This is a genomic window from Candidatus Methylomirabilota bacterium, assembly GCA_028870115.1.
GTDB lineage: Bacteria > Methylomirabilota > Methylomirabilia > Methylomirabilales > Methylomirabilaceae > Methylomirabilis.
Genome location: JAGWQH010000048.1, coordinates 18,413 through 35,100, shown reverse-complemented (window position 1 = coordinate 35,100; position 16,688 = coordinate 18,413). Strand labels below are relative to the sequence as shown.

Genomic DNA, 16,688 nt, shown 5'->3' with positions numbered 1-16,688 from the left:
CATGGCCCGCACGTCACGCAAGCCGGCACCTGATCAGGCTCAGCGCGATGCGGCCGTTTGCGAGCGCACGCGGAACGTTCTGATCGACGCCGGGGCCGGGACCGGGAAGACGACGACCCTTGTGGATCGTCTGGTGGAGATGCTCGCCCCGACCAACAGTGTACCGGCGATCGCCATCGATCGGCTGGCCGCTATCACCTTTACGCGGAAAGCAGCCGGCGAGCTCCGTTTGCGGATCCGCCAGCGCCTCCTGGAGGAGCTGGCGACGACCCGGCTGAGTGCCGAGCGTGGAATACGCTTAAAGGACGCCCTGGCCGGTCTCGATACGGCCTATGTGGGGACAATCCATAGCTTTGCCGATCGGCTGCTGCGCTTGCGACCGGTGGAGGCGCAGCTCAGTCCATCATACGAGATTGCAGAGGACAACAGTGGCCTTGTAAGGGACACATCCGAGATCCTGCTGGACGCCGTCCAGAGTGGGACGCTCAATGTGGAGCTCGCCGGCACCGAGGCGGCAGCCCGCGCGCAAGAGGCCACCTCGACGATTCTCGACGCCCTTAATGTTGGAATCCCAGCCGACTCGCAGGAAACAGGCTGGCAGCCTCTGCATGGCCTGGACGCGCTCGTCGCTGGCTTCATTGGCGAGCGGGATATCCCACCGCCGGAAAAGGCTCCCGCCTTCTTCGACCTGGCTGCGTTTCGGGCCGCCGCTGACGAGTATATCCACCTGGCAACGCCACTCCAGGAGACGTCGCAGGGCACTGCATGGATCATAAGGATGGCTGAACGCCTTCAAAGTCTGCGGAGCCTCGACGATCCAGCTCGGCTTTTGCAGATGCTGCGGCAGCAGTTGGAGCGTCGTCCGCATGACGTTACCAAACGGGACACGTTCCAGAACGACGAGGCGGCATGGAAGGTGTGGAAGAGACTCACGGAGGCCGACCGGTCTCGTTCGACGCCGCTCCTGGATGTCCTTTGCGCACCCCTACATCGCTGGATGGCAACTCGCCTCGCCCGCCTGTTCCCTGTCGTAGTCACGCTCTACGAGAAGGTGAAGGCCAGGAACCGGGCACTGGACCAACTCGACCTCCTGATCAAGCTCCGTGATCTCCTGGTGCACGACCGCAGCGTCCGCGCCGAGTTTCAACGCATGTTCGACCACATTTTTGTTGATGAGTTCCAGGATACCGACCCGCTCCAGGCTGAGATCGTTCTTTTCCTGTGCGAGCGTGAGCCGGCGGCCGACCGGTGGGAAGAGGTGATCCTGCGTGATAGTGCCCTCACGCTTGTCGGCGACCCGAAGCAATCGATTTACCGGTTCCGGCGGGCCGATATCGCCATGTACGACCGGACCCGTCAGATTGTCAAGCATGGAGGCTGCCTTGAGGTAACTCTTTCCGCAAACTTCCGAACTGTACCGCCTTTGATTAATTGGCTCAACGACCGCTTCGATCACGTGCTGGGCACCTCGCCGGATGGACGTCCCTTCGATCCCGACACAGGACGGACGTTCCAGCAGCCGCTCGTCCCTGCACGGGAGGGGGGATCAGAGTCAGCCGTGCAGATCCTGCCGTTTGACTTCTCGGATACCACTCGTCACGCTGCCGACGAATACCGGGAGCTCGAGGGGCGGGTGCTGGCCCGGTACCTGCGATGGCTTGTCGAGGCGAGCGACCGTCAGATTACTGATCCGTTGGATGGTCGGCCACGGCGTACGCGATACGGCGACATAGCGGTTCTGGCCGTTTCAACCTGGAACCTGTCGCTCCTCTTCAAGTGGCTGGACGACGAGGGGATTCCCTATGCTTCGCGTGGGGGCATGCTGTTCCTGGAGGACCCGCTCAACCGGCAGTTCCTGCTAGGACTACGGGCGCTCGCCGACCGCGACGATGGGGTCGCCGAGGCCGCACTGCTCAGACCCCCGTTCTTTGCCGTGGACCTTTTGGACCTCCTGCAGGAAAGGGCCGCTCGCGGGGAGGATTCTCACGATGAACGGGTCGGCCGGGTCCGAGAGGCGCGAGAACTCGTGCGCGAGCTCCGGCGGCTACGTTTCCAGCGACCCGTTGGAGCTACGGCACGTGATCTCTTGGACCGCACCGCCTTCGCGCGCGCTGTGGCCCTTAGTCCGAATGGCGCCCAACGGTTGGCCCGGGTTCGCGAGCTGTGCGTACTGCTGGAGCAAACCGCCGCTTCGGAAGGGCTGGACTATGACGCGGCGACGGCCCAGTTGCGCAAGTGGGTAGACGCCCCGGTCCAGCTCGATCCGCCGTCCCCGGTCGGATCTGAGGCGGTGCAGGTCCTGACCGTCCACCAGGCCAAAGGGCTCGAGTTTCCGGTTGTCATCCTCTGGGACGGTAAGCTCCAGTGGAGTACGCAGCTCGGCAATAGTGCCTGGCGCATGGAGCGTACCGCACGAGGTTGGATCATGAACCTGAAGACGCTCTCATGGGAGGAACCTCAGGGGCTTGGTCTTAAGGGTACCGAGGACGCGTACCTTCAGGCGGAGCGGCGGCGGGTCATCTATGTGGCCGCCACCCGGGCGCGTGACCTGGTCGTCGTCCCGAGGGCCGGAAGCGTCGCCCCAGGAAAATCCGTATGCGGCGACCTCCTCGATAACCCTAACTCCGCCCTGACTCATGAGATGGAGACGTATAGGGAAGGCTCCGCGGCGGCGTGGGCGAGGGCAGTCGGAGAGCCCGCCTCACGCTCCTGTGGGGACGCCACGACTATTGAACAACAGGTGGCAAGCAGGTGGAGTGTCGCCTGTGCAGAGGCCGTACGCCCGCACTACCGGCCGGTGAGCGTTTCAGATCAGGCCCGCGCAGTTGCGCTTGACGAGGCGTGGCAGCAGATCGAACCTGCCACCCGCAAGCCGCGCAAGGGGCGGTTCGGTAGCGTCTTTGGCAGCACAGTTCATCAGGCCCTCGGCCAACTGCTTCGCGATCGCAATCTGACCGTTGAGGAGGCGGTCCGGTGTGCAGCACAACGCTTCGGGCTGACTGAACATCTGGATGAGGCCGTGGGCGACGTATCAAGGGCGCTCGATGCGCTTCGGTCGGAGGACATCCTCCGCCCGATTGGTCCAGACCTGCAGATTGAGTATCCGGTCGCCGGCGTCTGGGGGGATGGACAATTACTCAATGGCTATATCGACCTTGTTGGCGCGACAGCAGACCGGCTTGATGTGATCGACCTGAAGACGGATGCTCCACCTCAGGGATCTGTTGATGTAACCTACCCCGAATATGTATCTCAGGTACGGATGTACGGCCGACTATTAGAGAATACCGGCGTGACTGCCAGCCGTCGTCTTCGATGCGGGCTTCTCTTCACCGCTGACGGCATCATTCGGTGGTGCGAGCCGTTGTGCCGCACCAACCCGGGAAATTGCTAAGACTTAAGGACATTGGTGCGAGCGTCGAGCGGGTGTGGATAAAAGAGTATGTCTCATGCACGGCTGGTAAAGGAAGTTATCGATTTTCGCCGGCTGACTGGCCGGCGAAATGGTATAGTATTCCCCCAATGGACGCGATACTTTCAGCAGACTGGTTGCGACCCGGCACCAAGGCCGACGAAGCGCGCTTACGAGACGCCGGCTTTCGGTGGGGGCCAAAGGGCACGCACACCAGCCGCACAATCATGCTCGAAGAACTTCGGGCGGTGATGGCCACCTGTCGGCCCGACGCGACGCGCGATAGCTACGTCTCGGCGATCCGAGAGGATAACTGCTTGGGCAAGCGAGCAAGGCGAACCGACTCGCGCGGATGACCCCCGCTGGAGCCGCGTGATCGCCGGTGCGAAGCACCGTACAGAAAGCGGGTGGCAATCTGCAACTCCGATGGCGCGGCGCGAGGCGTCCGCGCCATCGCTCTGGTTCAGCGGCGGGTCGCACAGCGGACCGTCTGCTGTAACGGTTGTTTGCTGGCTCTTAATCTTTTTCTTGGAACTTGCGCTTCAGGAAGTTGAATATTTCCTGTTGCTCCGCCTTAGGAAGCTTCCTGATCCTCGCAAGGAGATTCAGTGCCGTATCCGAAGGTGGCTGGATATTCGCTCGGCCCTGATTGCATGCCGAACACAGAACGCGGAGATTGTCCTTGTCATCCGTTCCACCCTGGCTGATCGGCTTGATGTGATCGATATGGAGCCGAACCTTGCGGTTGGGATTGAACGGATCAGGGTCGCCGGCTCCGGTACCGCACAATTGACAGGTGAATCCGTTGCGCTCAAGAATCTCGTTTCGCAACTGAGGCGAAATCGCTCGGGCAATCACCGGTTTTTGCTCCAGAGTTTGGAGGATGTACTGGCCGGGCTGAGGTCGGCTCGGTCTACATGGCTCTTGATCTGGTAGCCTTCCTCGTCTCGCAGTTCCCGAATTCGGCGAGCGTACTCGCTGATCCCGCCGACCCTTCGAATCCTCTGTATTGTAATGACTTTCCCGACATTCGCAATGAAGAAGTCCATGTTCGCCTATTGCGTAAACACGTTTTCGAAATGCCACTTCAGGAATTCCGGACGAGGGAAGAATCGTCGCGGAGTATGTAGCGACTTGTCCGAGAACTCGACGATGGTGCGCCGTACAAACTCGCTCCGACTTTTCCGCGCTTCGCGCGAAATGACGATAACCATCTGGTCGTTAACAGCCAACAGGCCGCGATCATAAGCCCGATCATGCAGAACACAGAGGCACAGGCCATTTTCAGGATTCACTCTGTTTTGTTTATCCACCGACCACGGTATGATATGACTCGCAATCAACAACATCGGGAGATCTGCGCCGCAAACGCAGCATGTGAAATCGTAACTGGCAAGGATGGCACGCCGGAAGAAATCCTGATAGACCCGTTGAACGCCAACAACCGGGCGTTCGGTTGTCCCGGTCGGCAGAAGAAATTCGGGTTCATCGTGTGTCTGCTCATCTTGGGATGTGATTCCAAGTGAAGCAAGTAGTCGCTGACTTTCTCGCACCAATGCATCCCACTTGTCAGCGAACTCCAGCCAAACCATTTTGTCTGCTTTGCTGTAGTGTGTAAGTCCGCTTATGCCTTTTTTGGCGAGAATAGGGTCGAACGCCCCGAAATTGCCGAGTTTTCGCGCGACAGAACTCGGCGACCGTCCCAGAATATCGGCCAACTTCACGACTTCTGGATTGTTGGCCTTAGTCCTAGCGAATGGAATCTGGCAATAGTAATAGAGTGCCAGAATCAACTCGTCCCGGCTCCAGTCAACGCCGTACTTTGGATTTGACTGCACCATGATCTAACCTCTTGGAGAAAGGCGCAAAAATCACGCAATAGCCATTCTGGTCGGTTTGCGGCTCGTACTCCGGATCAGCATCGACCTTGTACTTGGAGAAATACTCCGCCGCTCGTATCCTCTCGACGTGATATTTTACGTCGTCAACCAAAACACTGCCGACTTGTCTCGGCCCCTCCGATTGCATAGGAACGGAGATTGTATCTCCATCTGAACTGGCAATCACCAACCGTTTCCTAGCCATGATTGCAACCTCCTGTGGATAGTGTTACGCCGTAGTCGGCTGCGCACAGTTTGGCGAAAGCCATCTTGAAGCCCATCGAGTGCGCGACCTCGGCGATTTCTTCGTGTTCCGCCGACCCGAGGAGTTGCGGAACATTCTCCATCACAAAGATTTCTGCGCCAGAATGCTCGACGATCCGCAGGTACGGCCCCCACAATTGCTTCCGAGGATCGCCGTCCCGTTGCTTGTTCAGCAGGCTGAATCCTTGGCACGGTGGGCCGCCGATAACGACATCGGCCTTCGGTATTTCGTCGATTCGGTTTTCGACCAGACTCAAAATGTCGTCGGTTGTGCAATGTTCGCCGAAATTCGCGTTGTATGTCCTGGTCGCGTCGGAGTTGAAATCGTTGGCCCAGACAGGGACGAACACCTGACCGAGCGATTCCGTGAAGCCGAGCGTTAAGCCCCCCGCACCGGCAAAGAGATCTATAAGTGCATATGTCCGGCCGGTCTCGCGCAGTAGGTCTTTCTGTCTTACGCGATAGACCGATTCGTTGTCCGACAGTCTACCGTATCGAACGGGTATTCTGCGTTTCTTGTTCATCAGGCTATCATCCCAAATGTCGGCGAATTGGAGAACGCGATCTTACTGTTGTCTCCATACAGCGAACTATAAGTGGACCGATCAGCTTATCTCCACTGATGAGTTTTGTAGTTGCGGCAAATCCTATTAGCTTTTTCAATAGTTAGCAAGCCATTTTCACCTTTCTGGAGCATGGTAATCACCGCACGTCTTATCAGCCTATCCCGGCTGATCAGCGGGACTCCCTACCTCCAATCCGAGGCGATCAGCCGGGCTGTAGACTCCCCTGCTGCCTCAGTTTAACACGTAGCGCAGATCATCGTCGTGCTCACGTCCTTGTGGTCTAGCAGCTCTTGAATTGTCCAGATGCCACATCCGTCCTCCTGGCGAGGCTGGGTATTCAGCAAAAGGCTTAAGCGGCAACAACAGGCAATGCGAACCCATGTACGGTAGCCGTTCGGTTAGATTTTCAAATGGCTTGACGGGGCTCAATCTGGAGAGTGATGAAGGAGTAAACCCATCATGTTTACTACGGCACCAAGCGTCTGCTCCAACACTGAGACTAACTTGCCAGGAATAAGTGCGCGTAGACGGCAGCGGAGGTCATCGAGCGCTGCCGCCTGATGACCACCGATCCGGGCGATCCAGTGCTCGACCCAATGTACGGCAGCGGCACCACAGCTTCTGTGGCCGAATAGTAGGGCCGCTGCTGATCACCTGCGACACCAGCCGTGTCGCCTTGTCGCTGGCGAGGACGCGCCTGATGGCCGCGAAGTACCTCACTACATGCTGGCCGACCTGCTTGTGTCCGATCTGTCGAGTGACGGCACACAGCTTCGGAAGGACATCCCCCGAATCCTCAAAAAGCTGGTGGACGCCGGCACGCTTATCAAGCTGGACGAGGAATACAGTCTCCGAACTCGCGAGGGCAGCGAGTGGGACCGCGAGTTCCGCAACCGTCAGACCAGACTGAACGGCGACCTGACCTCCCTGTCGAGCAAGCGCGGCTCGCTCATCAGTGCCGCCTGTGGCGACGCGCTCAAGGGAATCAAGTTCGCGCAGGGCAAGTGCAAGGAGCCGCGGAAACTGTTGGTTCACTTTGGCACCGAAGCCCCGCCGACCGGCAGCAGCGACATTCCCGTATGGGTCCGCGACGGCTGGGGTGAAAAGGAAAGCACCGTTGTCAACGACGCCCGAGCCGCTGGCAGCGATAGTGCGATCATCTACGTCTACGTCCCCAAGGCCAGTGCCGATGATCTCCAGAAAGCCATCGTCGAGTACGAGGCCGCCAAGTCCACGCTCGACTTCAAGGGCACGCCCACCACGCCCGAAGGGCGAGAAGCCCGCGATGCGATGGCCACGCGGATGGGGACGGCCGAAGCCACCCGCAACCAGATCGTCAACGATGTAATCGACGGCGCAAAGGTCTTCCAGGGCGGCGGCGGCGAACGGTACGAACTGAACCTCGTGGTCAAGGTCGAAGCGGCCACGCAGGCGTCGCTCGACCGCCTGTTCCCCAGCTTCAAGGACGCCGACGATAATCGTTGGCCCAAAGTTATCAACCGCGCCAAGGACGGCGACGAAGCGGCACTGTCCGCGGTGGACTGGAAGGACGCGCCCGAAAAACACCCTGTCTGCGCGGCCGTACTCTCTGAGGTCGGTTCGGGCAAACGCGGCAAGGAGGTGCGCGATACCTTTGAGGCCAGCCTTTACGGTTGGCCGCGCGACGCCGTAGATGCGGCGCTTATCACGCTACACACGACCGGCCATCTCCGCGCTACTCACAAGGGCATGACGCTCTCGCAGGGCCAGCTTGACCAGGCGAAGATTTCCGCGACGGACTTCCGTGCTGAGACGGCCAGGCTCAATGCCCGCGAGAAGATGAAGCTTCGCAAGCTCTTCCACGACGCCGGCGTGGACTGCAAACCCAACGAGGAAGTCGCCAAGGCTCCCGCCTATCTAGCCCGTCTGGCGGAACTGGCCGATCACGCGGGCGGCGAGTCGCCTATGCCCGCTCGGCCTGCCACGGTCCACCTCGACAGGCTCTGTGGCTTCGGCGGGGCCGAGCAACTGGCCGAACTCCTCAAACAGCACGACATGGTGGCCCAGCAAGCTGAGGATTGGGGCAAGCTGGCCGAACTCGCCGGCAAGCGCAAACCGGCATGGGAAACGCTCTGCACGCTGCTCAAGCACGCCGATGCCATGCCGGGAGCCGACGAACTCCGCAAGCAGACCGACGCCGTGAAGTCCGAGCGCCGGCTGCTCGACGCGAGCGACCCTGTGCCCGACATCCGCAAAGCCGCCGTCGATGCGCTCCGCGCTGCCGTGATCGCGGCCCATGCCGAGTATGAAAAGACCTACAAGGCGCAGATGGCCGCCCTCACCACCAGCGATAACTGGAAGAAGCTCAAGGCCGACCAGCGCACACAGATACTCGCCGACGAAGGCATAGACATCCTCCCTGCGCTGGCCATCGGCTCTGAGGCCGACCTCATCCGCACGCTTGGAGAGACCGCGCTACCGGCGTGGAAGACCCGGACCGACGCGCTGCCCCAACAGTTCGCCCGCGCGACGATGGCGGCGGCCAAGCTGCTTGAACCGAAGACGCAAAACATCCGCTTAACGAGTGGAACATTGAGAACAAAAAACGAAGTGAGCAAATGGCTCACCGAAACAGAACGGAAACTTCTGGAGAAGCTGAACGACGGCCCCATTGTCATTGCCTGAATCAGACGGAAGAAGTGGGATGCTGAAAGAAGACCTTGATCACCTGCTCCATTCAGAGAGCGAAACCGTCGAGTGGAAGCGATCCTGTGGCGAGTGGAAAGAGATCGTTGTGGCCTCTGCAGCAATGGCGTCCCTCCGCGGCGGCCGGATCTGTATTGGCATTACACCGGCGGGCGAAGTCTGTGGTGTCCAACTTGGCAAGGGCACCTTGGAGGATCTCGCCAACAAAATCGCGCAGGGCACAAGTCCTCGGGTAACACCGTCCATCTCAAGCATCGAACGGGACGGTAAGACGATTGTCGTTGTGTCCGTGTCAGAGAGCACGCCGAAGCCAGTCTGCGCTTTCGACCGACCCTACCGTCGGTCTGGGCGAACGAACCAACGGCTGTCCCAAGAGGAAGCTTTGTGCCTGTTCATGACAAGTCGCGGGGTCACGTGGGACCAATCGACGCTGACCGATGCCACCGTCGATGCGGACATTGATACTGCGCTGGTTCGTCGTTTCCTTCTCGTCGCTCGGACCGAGCGTCGCTGGGAAGTTCCTGATGAGACCTCGGTGGACCACGTCTTACGCCAGCTCGGATTTATCCAGGATGGCAAGCTGACCGTAGCTGCCGTGCTGCTCTTCGGCCGGAACCCTCAGCGCCTGCTGACCCAGGCGATGGTTCGCTGCGCCCGATTCAAAGGGACCACGGAAGTCCATTTCCTCGACATGAAGGTCATCCAAGGCAGCATCATCGAGCAGGTCGAGGAAGCCGTGGCGTTTATAAAGCGGAATATCCGCATGGCGGTGGAGATCAAGGGGCTCCGCCGCGATGAACAATGGGAGTACCCACTGGAGGGTCTGCGCGAGGCCGTCGTCAATGCCATCTGTCATCGAGATTACGCCAGCTCGGCCAATGTGCAGATCCGAATCTTTGATGACCGGTTGGAGGTCTGGAACCCGGGCGAGTTGCCGGAGGGCATGACGGTCGAGGATCTCCGCCGCCAGCACGAGTCCAAGCCGCGCAACAAGCTCATTGCGAATGCCTTCTTCCTTATCAAATACATCGAGCAATTCGGCACGGGCATCCAACGCATTCTGGACGACTGCCACGCCCAGCATTTGCCTGAGCCGAACTTCGAAGTGCAAGGCCATACCTTCCGGGCAGTCTTCTCACCGGGCGAGGTCAAGGCGGTGCAGCTTAACGACCGGCAAATGAGAGTGATGCTCTACGTGCAGCAACGGGGCCAAATCACCCGAACCCAGTACGAGAAAGAGCTGGGTGTCTCGTCGCGCACGGCGAACAGAGATTTGAAGGACCTTGTCAAGAAGGGCGTTTTATCTCCGCGTGGGACCGGCCCGCAATCCAAGTACGTTCTGGCAACCGGTGAGCCGAAGGGCGGTGGCGTATGAGTTGGCGAGATGTGGCGAGATGTGGCGAGGTAGCCCCGGCTCGATCCCTAGCCATAAGGCGTTCATTACCAGCACGTAACGATCGTAAGTGTCTTGAATCTCGCCACGTAGGCATCGACTTTGTGGCGAGATCTTGGCGAGACAGCCCCAATCAGGGTTCCGCGACATCTCCCGGAAATGCTCCACACCATGTAACCAGCCGCCCGTTGCCGAGGAGGTCTTAATCCTATGCCTTCCCTCTCAACAGGCCTGCGGAATCGGCTGGAGCGCGTGGTCATCGAGGCCCGCGACGTGGCTGAGGCTGGCGCGCGCGCCGCCCTGGAGGCGCTGGCCGTTCATCACCACGAGCCGTACCCGCATATGAAGCCTGCCCAGCGCGAGTTGCGTAACCATCTTCGCGCTCGTGCGCGGCAACTCGGAGACCGAAAACTGCCCAGGCCGGACAGCAACGGGAAAGACCACGAGATCGACCATCTGGTCAGCGAGTGTGCCTACGAGCACTGGCACCGGATGCTGTTCGCCCGGTTCCTGGCCGAGAACGGTCTGCTGATCGAACCCCAGGAGAACATGGCCATCAGCCTGGCCGAAGCCGAGGAACTGGCCAAGGAGGACGGCGTAGATGTGTGGGTCTTCGCCTCCCGCTGCGCCCAGCGGATGCTGCCACAAATCTTCCGACCCGATGATCCGCTGCTCCAGGTATCCTTCGCGACTGAGCACATGCTGAAGCTGGAAAAGCTCTTGGCGTCGTTGCCGGAGGCTGTCTTCACCGCCTCCGATGCGCTGGGGTGGGTCTATCAGTTCTGGCAGAGCAAGAAGAAGGATGAGATCAACCGCTCCGAGGTCAAGATCGGCGCTGATGAGATCGCGGCGGTCACGCAGCTCTTCACCGAGCCGTACATGGTGGAATTTCTGCTGCACAACACGCTGGGCGCATGGTGGGCGGGTAAGAGGCTCGGCGCCACAGACGCCGCCAGCGCCAAGACGGAAGAGGAACTGCGGAAGAAGATCGCCCTGCCAGGGGTCAACTGGGAGTACCTGCGCTTCGTCCGGTCTTCCCCCTCGCCCTCGAAGGGAGAGGGTCGGGGTGAGGGCGACGGTTCGTGGCGCCCGGCAGCCGGTACGTTCGACGGCTGGCCCAGGACCGCGGCGGAGTTGAAACTGCTTGACCCGTGCAATGGGTCCGGACATTTCCTGGTCGCAGGTCTGCATCACCTGGTGCCGATCCGTATGGCCGAGGAGAGCTTATCGGCCGCTCAAGCCGTCGATGCTGTCCTCCGCGACAACCTGCACGGCCTGGAGATCGATGAGCGCTGCTGCCAGATCGCTGCGTTCGCCCTGGCGTTTGCCGCATGGACGTACCCCGACGCCGGCGGCTACCGGCCGCTGCCTGACCTGCACATCGCCTGCACGGGTATCGGGCCGCAATGCTCGAAGGAGCAATGGCTGCGTCTGGCAGAAGAGGCTGCGGCACGAGGCGGCATGCCAGCAAAGCGAGACCTCTTCCGCACTGAGGAATCGCTGCTCTCGGCCCCACTGCGCAATTCGTTGGAGGCGCTCTATGAGCTATTCGCTCAGGCCCCCATTCTCGGCTCACTGATAGACCCCTCGAATCTCCCTGAAGACCTTTTCCACGCTGATTACCACACGGTTGCGCCGCTGCTGGCAGCAATCCTTTCCGTTGAGAAGGCCGACGACGAAACCCGCGAACGAGCCATCGCCGCTGCTGGCATGGCCAAGGCCGCTGAACTGCTCGCCAGCAAGTACACGCTCATCATTACAAACGTGCCGTACTTGGAACAACGCAAGCAATCAACCGAACTCCGCGCTTTCTGTCAGAAGACCTACTCACAAGCAAAGGGTGATCTTGCTTCGGTCTTTGTGGACAGATGCTTCAGCCTTCTTGTGCAAGGGGGCACGGCTGTCCTGGTAACCCCTCAGAACTGGCTGTATTTGACTACCTATGGGAAGCTCAGGACACGACTCCTCAAGATGAAAAGCTGGCACGCTGTCGTCAAGCTTGGACCAGGAGCCTTCGGTACCATAACTGGCCATGTGGTGCAGCCGGTCCTAATTGTTCTAAATGAACAGGCTCCGGTGCTCCGCAACATGCCTTTTTCGCTGGATATCTCAACCAGCAGCACACCGGAAGCAAAGAGTGTAACAATCCGTACGCAGCAACCTGTATTCGACACGCAGGAGTCCATCCTCGCGAATCCAGATGCTCGAGTTGTCTTCGGGTTCCAAAGCTCGACCGAAACCCTCGGCAACTATGCTTGGTGTCTCGCGGGAATAATGAACGGCGATTCGCCAAAGTTCCTGCGGTTGTTCTGGGAATTACCTCGAAAGAGCGACCTGTGGGCATACCAGCAAACCACCGTAGAATCGACTCGACTCTACGGAGGCATGAGGAATCTGGTGTTCTTTGATGAGGTAGAAGGTCATCTGCGGGAGGACGCAACTATCCGACGTGTCAAGCTCCATAACTCAGATGAAAGGGGTAATCAGGTGTGGGGCCGACGTGGCGTTGCCATCACCCAGATGAGCAATTGCCCCGTCGCGCTCTACATTGGCCACAAATACGACTCGAACGTCGCCGTGGTATCACCTTTCGACGAGAAGACTCTCCCGGCGATTTGGGTATTTTGCACGTCCCCTGATTTCATCGCCGCCGTGCGAGAGCTTGAGCCGAAGATGAACGTTACGAATGCTACGTTCGCAAAACTCCCCTTCTCGCTCAAGGAATGGGCAGGGCGAATGGAGAAGTATCCAGACGGCCTGCCCGAGCCGGAGAGCGGTGACCCGACGCAGTGGCTCTTCCACGGCTGGCCAGAGGAATCGATCCCCCCGCTCCAGGTCGCCGTGGCACGGTTGCTAGGCTACCGCTGGCCGGCGGAACTCGACAACAAGATGCGCTTGAGCAAGCGGTCGCGGGCGCTGGCCAAGCGGTGCGACGAGCTGGTCAAGTTCGCGGACGATGATGGCATCGTCTGCATCCCGTCCGTGCGCGGCGAGGAACCCGCGGGAGACCGGCTGGAGGCGCTGCTGGCCGCGGCGGGGATCAAGCCGGCGAAGGTACGCGAACTGGCCGGCGGGGCCGACCTGGAGGACTGGCTCCGCAATGGCTTTTTCGAGGAACACTGCAAGCTATTTCATGACCGGCCGTTCGTCTGGCACATCTGGGACGGCCGTAAGCGCGACGGTTTCCACGCCCTTATCAACTACCACAAGCTCTGCGAAGGCAACGGCAAGGGCCGCAAGCTGCTCGAATCGCTCACCTACTCCTACCTGGGCGAGTGGATCACTCGCCAGACGGACGGCGTGAAGCGCGGGGAAGGCGGCGCGGAAGACCGTTTGGCCGCGGCGCTGGAACTCCAGAAGCGCCTGCAATTGATCATCGAGGGCGAGCCGCCATTCGATTTGTTCGTCCGCTGGAAGCCGCTGGCTGGGCAGCCTATCGGCTGGGAGCCGGACATCAACGACGGCGTGCGGATGAACATCCGCCCGTTCCTGGCGTCGGATCTGCCCGGTGGTAAGAAGGGCGCGGGTGTGCTGCGGTGCAAGCCCAACATCAAGTGGACCAAAGACCGCGGCAAGGAACCAGAGCGCCCCAAGGCTGAGTACCCGTGGTTCTGGGGCTGGGATGAGAAAACCGAGGATTTCCTGGGCGGCAAGACGTTCGACGGCAACCGCTGGAACGACTGTCACTACACCAATAAGGTGAAGCATGCAGCCTGCGAGGGAAAGGCGGAAAGATGAAGGCGGAAGGCGGAAAGATAGACCTGACGACTCGGACGCGCCAGTTCGCCTTGGCTGCAATCCGACTTTACTCGGCACTCCCGAAGGCCACGGAAGCACAGGTCATCGGGAAGCAGTTACTCCGGGCAGGAACATCAGTCGGAGCACACTACCGCGAAGCGATACGGCCGCGGAGCACGGCTGAGTTCGTGAGCAAGGTGGACGGCGGCCGGCAGGAGCTTGAGGAGACGATGTACTGGCTCGAACTGCTTCGGGATTCCGGGCAGACGAAAATGGACCTGGCCCAACTGCTTGATGAAGCTGACCAGTTGATGGCCATCCTGACAACGTGCGCTCGCAACGCCAAGAACCGGCGGACCGACGTATGACTCCGCCTTCATCCTTCCGCCGTCCGCCTTCCGCCACGCTGCTTGAGGCAGTGCGAGCCTCACTGGCGCAGGTCGCGCGATACAACCCCGGCGACGTGGTTGCGCCTGTGACGGTATTGTGGACCGACGCCGATGGCCAGTGGCGGCCGGTGGTCGAGCAACTGCGCGAGCTGATGCCCGCACTGCTGACACTTGGAGACTATGATGCCAAGACGCGGACGGGACCCGCAATCTGGCTGCGATGCGTCATCGAGCCGGCGGTGCGGGCGGAGAAGTTCCCTGACCTTGCCTGGCCGGCAGACACCGTGCCCGTGATCTACATGCCGGGCGTGATCCGGCAGATGCTCCGGGCGGCAGAGGAATGCCCCGATAAGCTCAAGCCGCTGGTCGAACTTCAGTACCGAGGGACGGTCTGGACCCAGAAGAACGGGAAAGACTGGACCATTCGCGCGTTCCTGGTGAGCGACGACGGCGGGCTGGGCCTGGACGTGGCCGAAGACAAGCTTACCCTTCAGGCGATGCAGGGGGCACTGTCGGCACTGGCGGTGACGCCGGTGACACGGTTGGAGGGCAAGCGGCTGGAGGCCGAGGACTTCGACCGGCTGATGATCGGTGATACGCCACGCGATCTGCTGCTGTGGCTGGGCGATCTGGACGGTACCCGCGGGCGGTGGGATAGAGGTAAGTGGTCGGCGTTTCGCAGCCGTTGCCGGCAGGACTACGGCTTTGATCCGGAGACCGACGGCGAGATTATCGGCGGCGAGAAGCTCGGACAGCGCCAGGAGGCCTGGTGTGGTGTGTGGGAGCGGTTCGCAGAGTCGCCGGCACTGTACCCAGGTATATCGAACCTTCTGCGGCGGGCCAAGCCGAGGGGAACGCTGATCTTCGAAAAGGACCCCTGGCCGGATGAAAACGAGTCGATGGAGAATGCGCTTCTGGTGGAGTTGATGAACGTTGGTTCGATGAAGCCGACCGAAGCGCGGCAGCGCCTGCAGCAGTTGGAGACCGAACACGGGCCACGACGCAAATCGGTCTGGGCGCGGCTAGGCATGTGCCCACTGGCCAACGCCTTGGAGTACCTGGCGATGCTTGCCAAGCGGACGACGATGGCGCTCGGCGGCGATAATGCCGACGCAATGGCCACGCTCTATGCTGAGGGTGGGTATCTGGCCGACGACAGCGCGATGCGGACGCTGGCCTGCGTGAAGACTGCGGAAGACACTGCGGCCGTCCAGCAAGCGGTGCGATGCGTGTACCTGCCGTGGCTGGAAGATACCGCGAGGCATTTCCAACAATGCCTGGCGTCGAAGGCCCTGCCCGCAGTGGCGCAGCGGGAGCGTGTCGCAGCCGACACTGGCGAATGCATCCTGTTCGCCGATGGATTGCGGTTTGATATCGGCCAGCGGCTCACGGCAATGGCCGGAGAGCGGCGGTTAGAGGTGTCCGCCGGGTGGCGTTGGGCCGCGCTGCCCACGGTGACGGCAACGGCCAAGCCGGCGGCGTCGCCGGTTTCCGGCAAGCTTTACGGGGGGCGTTTAGAGGCCGATTTCTCCCCGGAGATAGCCGATGGCGGCGGCCGGCTGACCATCGACCGCTTCCGCCGACTGCTTTCCGACGAGGGATTTCAGATGGTCGGGCCGGGAGAGTCGGGTGACCCGCGGGCCACTAATGCTCGCGGTTGGGTGGAGTATGGCGAGTTCGACAAGCTCGGGCACAACCTCCAGGGGAAAATGACGGCGCAGATCGAAGACCAGTTGGAACTCTTGCTGGAGCGCGTCCAGGGGCTGCTGGAGGCGGGCTGGAAGCGAGTGCGCGTCGTAACCGACCACGGCTGGCTGCTGGTGCCCGGCGGGATGCCGAAGGTGCAACTGCCAAAGTACCTGGCGGAGAGCCGATGGTCCCGGTGTGCATCGATCAAAGACAGCTCTCATGTGGAGGTACCCATCGCAGGCTGGTCGTGGAACCCACACGAGCGATTTGCCTATGCGCCGGGTGTGTATTGCTTCGTCGCCGGACAGGAGTACGCCCACGGCGGCGCGAGCTTGCAGGAGTGCCTGGTTCCGGTCCTGACGTTTGCTTCGACGGATGCCCCAGCCGATGTGGTGGTCACGATCAGTGAGGTCCGGTGGGTAGGCCTGCGGTGCCGGGTGAGCGTCCAGCCGGCAGTCGAAGGACTACTGGCCGACCTTCGGACAAAGCCCAACGTCCCGGACTCAAGCGTTATGCAACCCAAGAAACCCAAGACCCTGGGCGCCGACGGAAAGGTTGCGCTGTTGGTCGACGACGATTCCCTTAAAGGGACAGTGGCCAGCCTCGTGATTGTCGATGCGTCCGGGCGCGTGCTCTGCAAGGAAGCCACTACCGTTGGAGGTGACGACTAAC

General features: G+C 60.7%; 9 protein-coding genes and 2 pseudogenes. 7 read left to right on the top strand and 4 right to left on the bottom strand.

Features of this window, described 5'->3' with window-relative positions; all coding sequences use genetic code 11:
• Position 1: 1 nt before the first annotated feature.
• Together KGL31_05465 and KGL31_05460 are read left to right on the top strand one after the other, a co-directional pair.
• A complete protein-coding gene (locus KGL31_05465) occupies positions 2–3,394 on the top strand; it encodes a UvrD-helicase domain-containing protein (GenBank protein ID MDE2321351.1) in 3,393 nt (1,130 codons plus the stop codon).
• A 128-nt stretch (positions 3,395–3,522) separates the two neighbouring features.
• Positions 3,523–3,768 carry a hypothetical protein gene (locus KGL31_05460; protein MDE2321350.1) on the top strand — a complete coding sequence of 82 codons (246 nt, stop codon included), beginning with the start codon at positions 3,523–3,525 and terminating at the stop codon, positions 3,766–3,768.
• A 160-nt stretch (positions 3,769–3,928) separates the two neighbouring features.
• Here the strand turns inward: KGL31_05460 and KGL31_05455 are convergent.
• From KGL31_05455 to dcm, 4 genes and pseudogenes are all read right to left on the bottom strand, one after another.
• A pseudogene (locus KGL31_05455) lies at positions 3,929–4,461 on the bottom strand (HNH endonuclease).
• 6 nt (positions 4,462–4,467) lie between these two features.
• Positions 4,468–5,253 (bottom strand): HNH endonuclease, encoded by a 786-nt coding sequence (locus tag KGL31_05450; protein ID MDE2321349.1) that lies wholly within the window; start codon positions 5,251–5,253, stop codon positions 4,468–4,470.
• Positions 5,222–5,497, bottom strand: coding sequence for a hypothetical protein (locus KGL31_05445; protein MDE2321348.1), 276 nt, complete (start codon positions 5,495–5,497; stop codon positions 5,222–5,224). The genes KGL31_05450 and KGL31_05445 overlap by 32 nt, the downstream gene beginning before the upstream one ends.
• Complete coding sequence (gene dcm / locus KGL31_05440) at positions 5,490–6,080, bottom strand: DNA (cytosine-5-)-methyltransferase (GenBank protein MDE2321347.1); 591 nt, start codon at positions 6,078–6,080, stop codon at positions 5,490–5,492. The genes KGL31_05445 and dcm overlap by 8 nt, the downstream gene beginning before the upstream one ends.
• A gap of 602 nt (positions 6,081–6,682) precedes the next feature.
• Between dcm and KGL31_05435 the strand changes: the two are divergent.
• The 5 genes and pseudogenes from KGL31_05435 (at position 6,683) to pglZ (ending at position 16,687) form a co-directional block, all read left to right on the top strand.
• Positions 6,683–8,786: pseudogene (locus tag KGL31_05435) on the top strand (hypothetical protein).
• A gap of 19 nt (positions 8,787–8,805) precedes the next feature.
• Positions 8,806–10,182, top strand: coding sequence for a putative DNA binding domain-containing protein (locus KGL31_05430; GenBank protein MDE2321346.1), 1,377 nt, complete (start codon positions 8,806–8,808; stop codon positions 10,180–10,182).
• A gap of 228 nt (positions 10,183–10,410) precedes the next feature.
• Positions 10,411–13,938, top strand: a complete 3,528-nt coding sequence (locus KGL31_05425; GenBank protein ID MDE2321345.1) for an N-6 DNA methylase — start codon at positions 10,411–10,413, stop codon at positions 13,936–13,938.
• Complete coding sequence (locus KGL31_05420) at positions 13,935–14,306, top strand: four helix bundle protein (GenBank protein MDE2321344.1); 372 nt, start codon at positions 13,935–13,937, stop codon at positions 14,304–14,306. The genes KGL31_05425 and KGL31_05420 overlap by 4 nt, the downstream gene beginning before the upstream one ends.
• A complete protein-coding gene (pglZ, locus tag KGL31_05415; protein MDE2321343.1) occupies positions 14,303–16,687 on the top strand; it encodes a BREX-1 system phosphatase PglZ type B in 2,385 nt (794 codons plus the stop codon). Before KGL31_05420 ends, pglZ begins: the two co-directional genes overlap by 4 nt.
• Position 16,688 lies beyond the last annotated feature (1 nt).

What these genes read in the sequence shown, in the direction of transcription:
- KGL31_05465 (MDE2321351.1), top strand. Translation starts at nt 2, where the DNA reads ATGGCCCGCACGTCACGCAAGCCGGCACCTGATCAGGCTCAGCGCGAT.
- KGL31_05460 (MDE2321350.1), top strand. Translation starts at nt 3,523, where the DNA reads ATGGACGCGATACTTTCAGCAGACTGGTTGCGACCCGGCACCAAGGCC.
- KGL31_05450 (MDE2321349.1), bottom strand. Translation starts at nt 5,253, where the DNA reads ATGGTGCAGTCAAATCCAAAGTACGGCGTTGACTGGAGCCGGGACGAG.
- KGL31_05445 (MDE2321348.1), bottom strand. Translation starts at nt 5,497, where the DNA reads ATGGCTAGGAAACGGTTGGTGATTGCCAGTTCAGATGGAGATACAATC.
- dcm (MDE2321347.1), bottom strand. Translation starts at nt 6,080, where the DNA reads ATGAACAAGAAACGCAGAATACCCGTTCGATACGGTAGACTGTCGGAC.
- KGL31_05430 (MDE2321346.1), top strand. Translation starts at nt 8,806, where the DNA reads ATGCTGAAAGAAGACCTTGATCACCTGCTCCATTCAGAGAGCGAAACC.
- KGL31_05425 (MDE2321345.1), top strand. Translation starts at nt 10,411, where the DNA reads ATGCCTTCCCTCTCAACAGGCCTGCGGAATCGGCTGGAGCGCGTGGTC.
- KGL31_05420 (MDE2321344.1), top strand. Translation starts at nt 13,935, where the DNA reads ATGAAGGCGGAAGGCGGAAAGATAGACCTGACGACTCGGACGCGCCAG.
- pglZ (MDE2321343.1), top strand. Translation starts at nt 14,303, where the DNA reads ATGACTCCGCCTTCATCCTTCCGCCGTCCGCCTTCCGCCACGCTGCTT.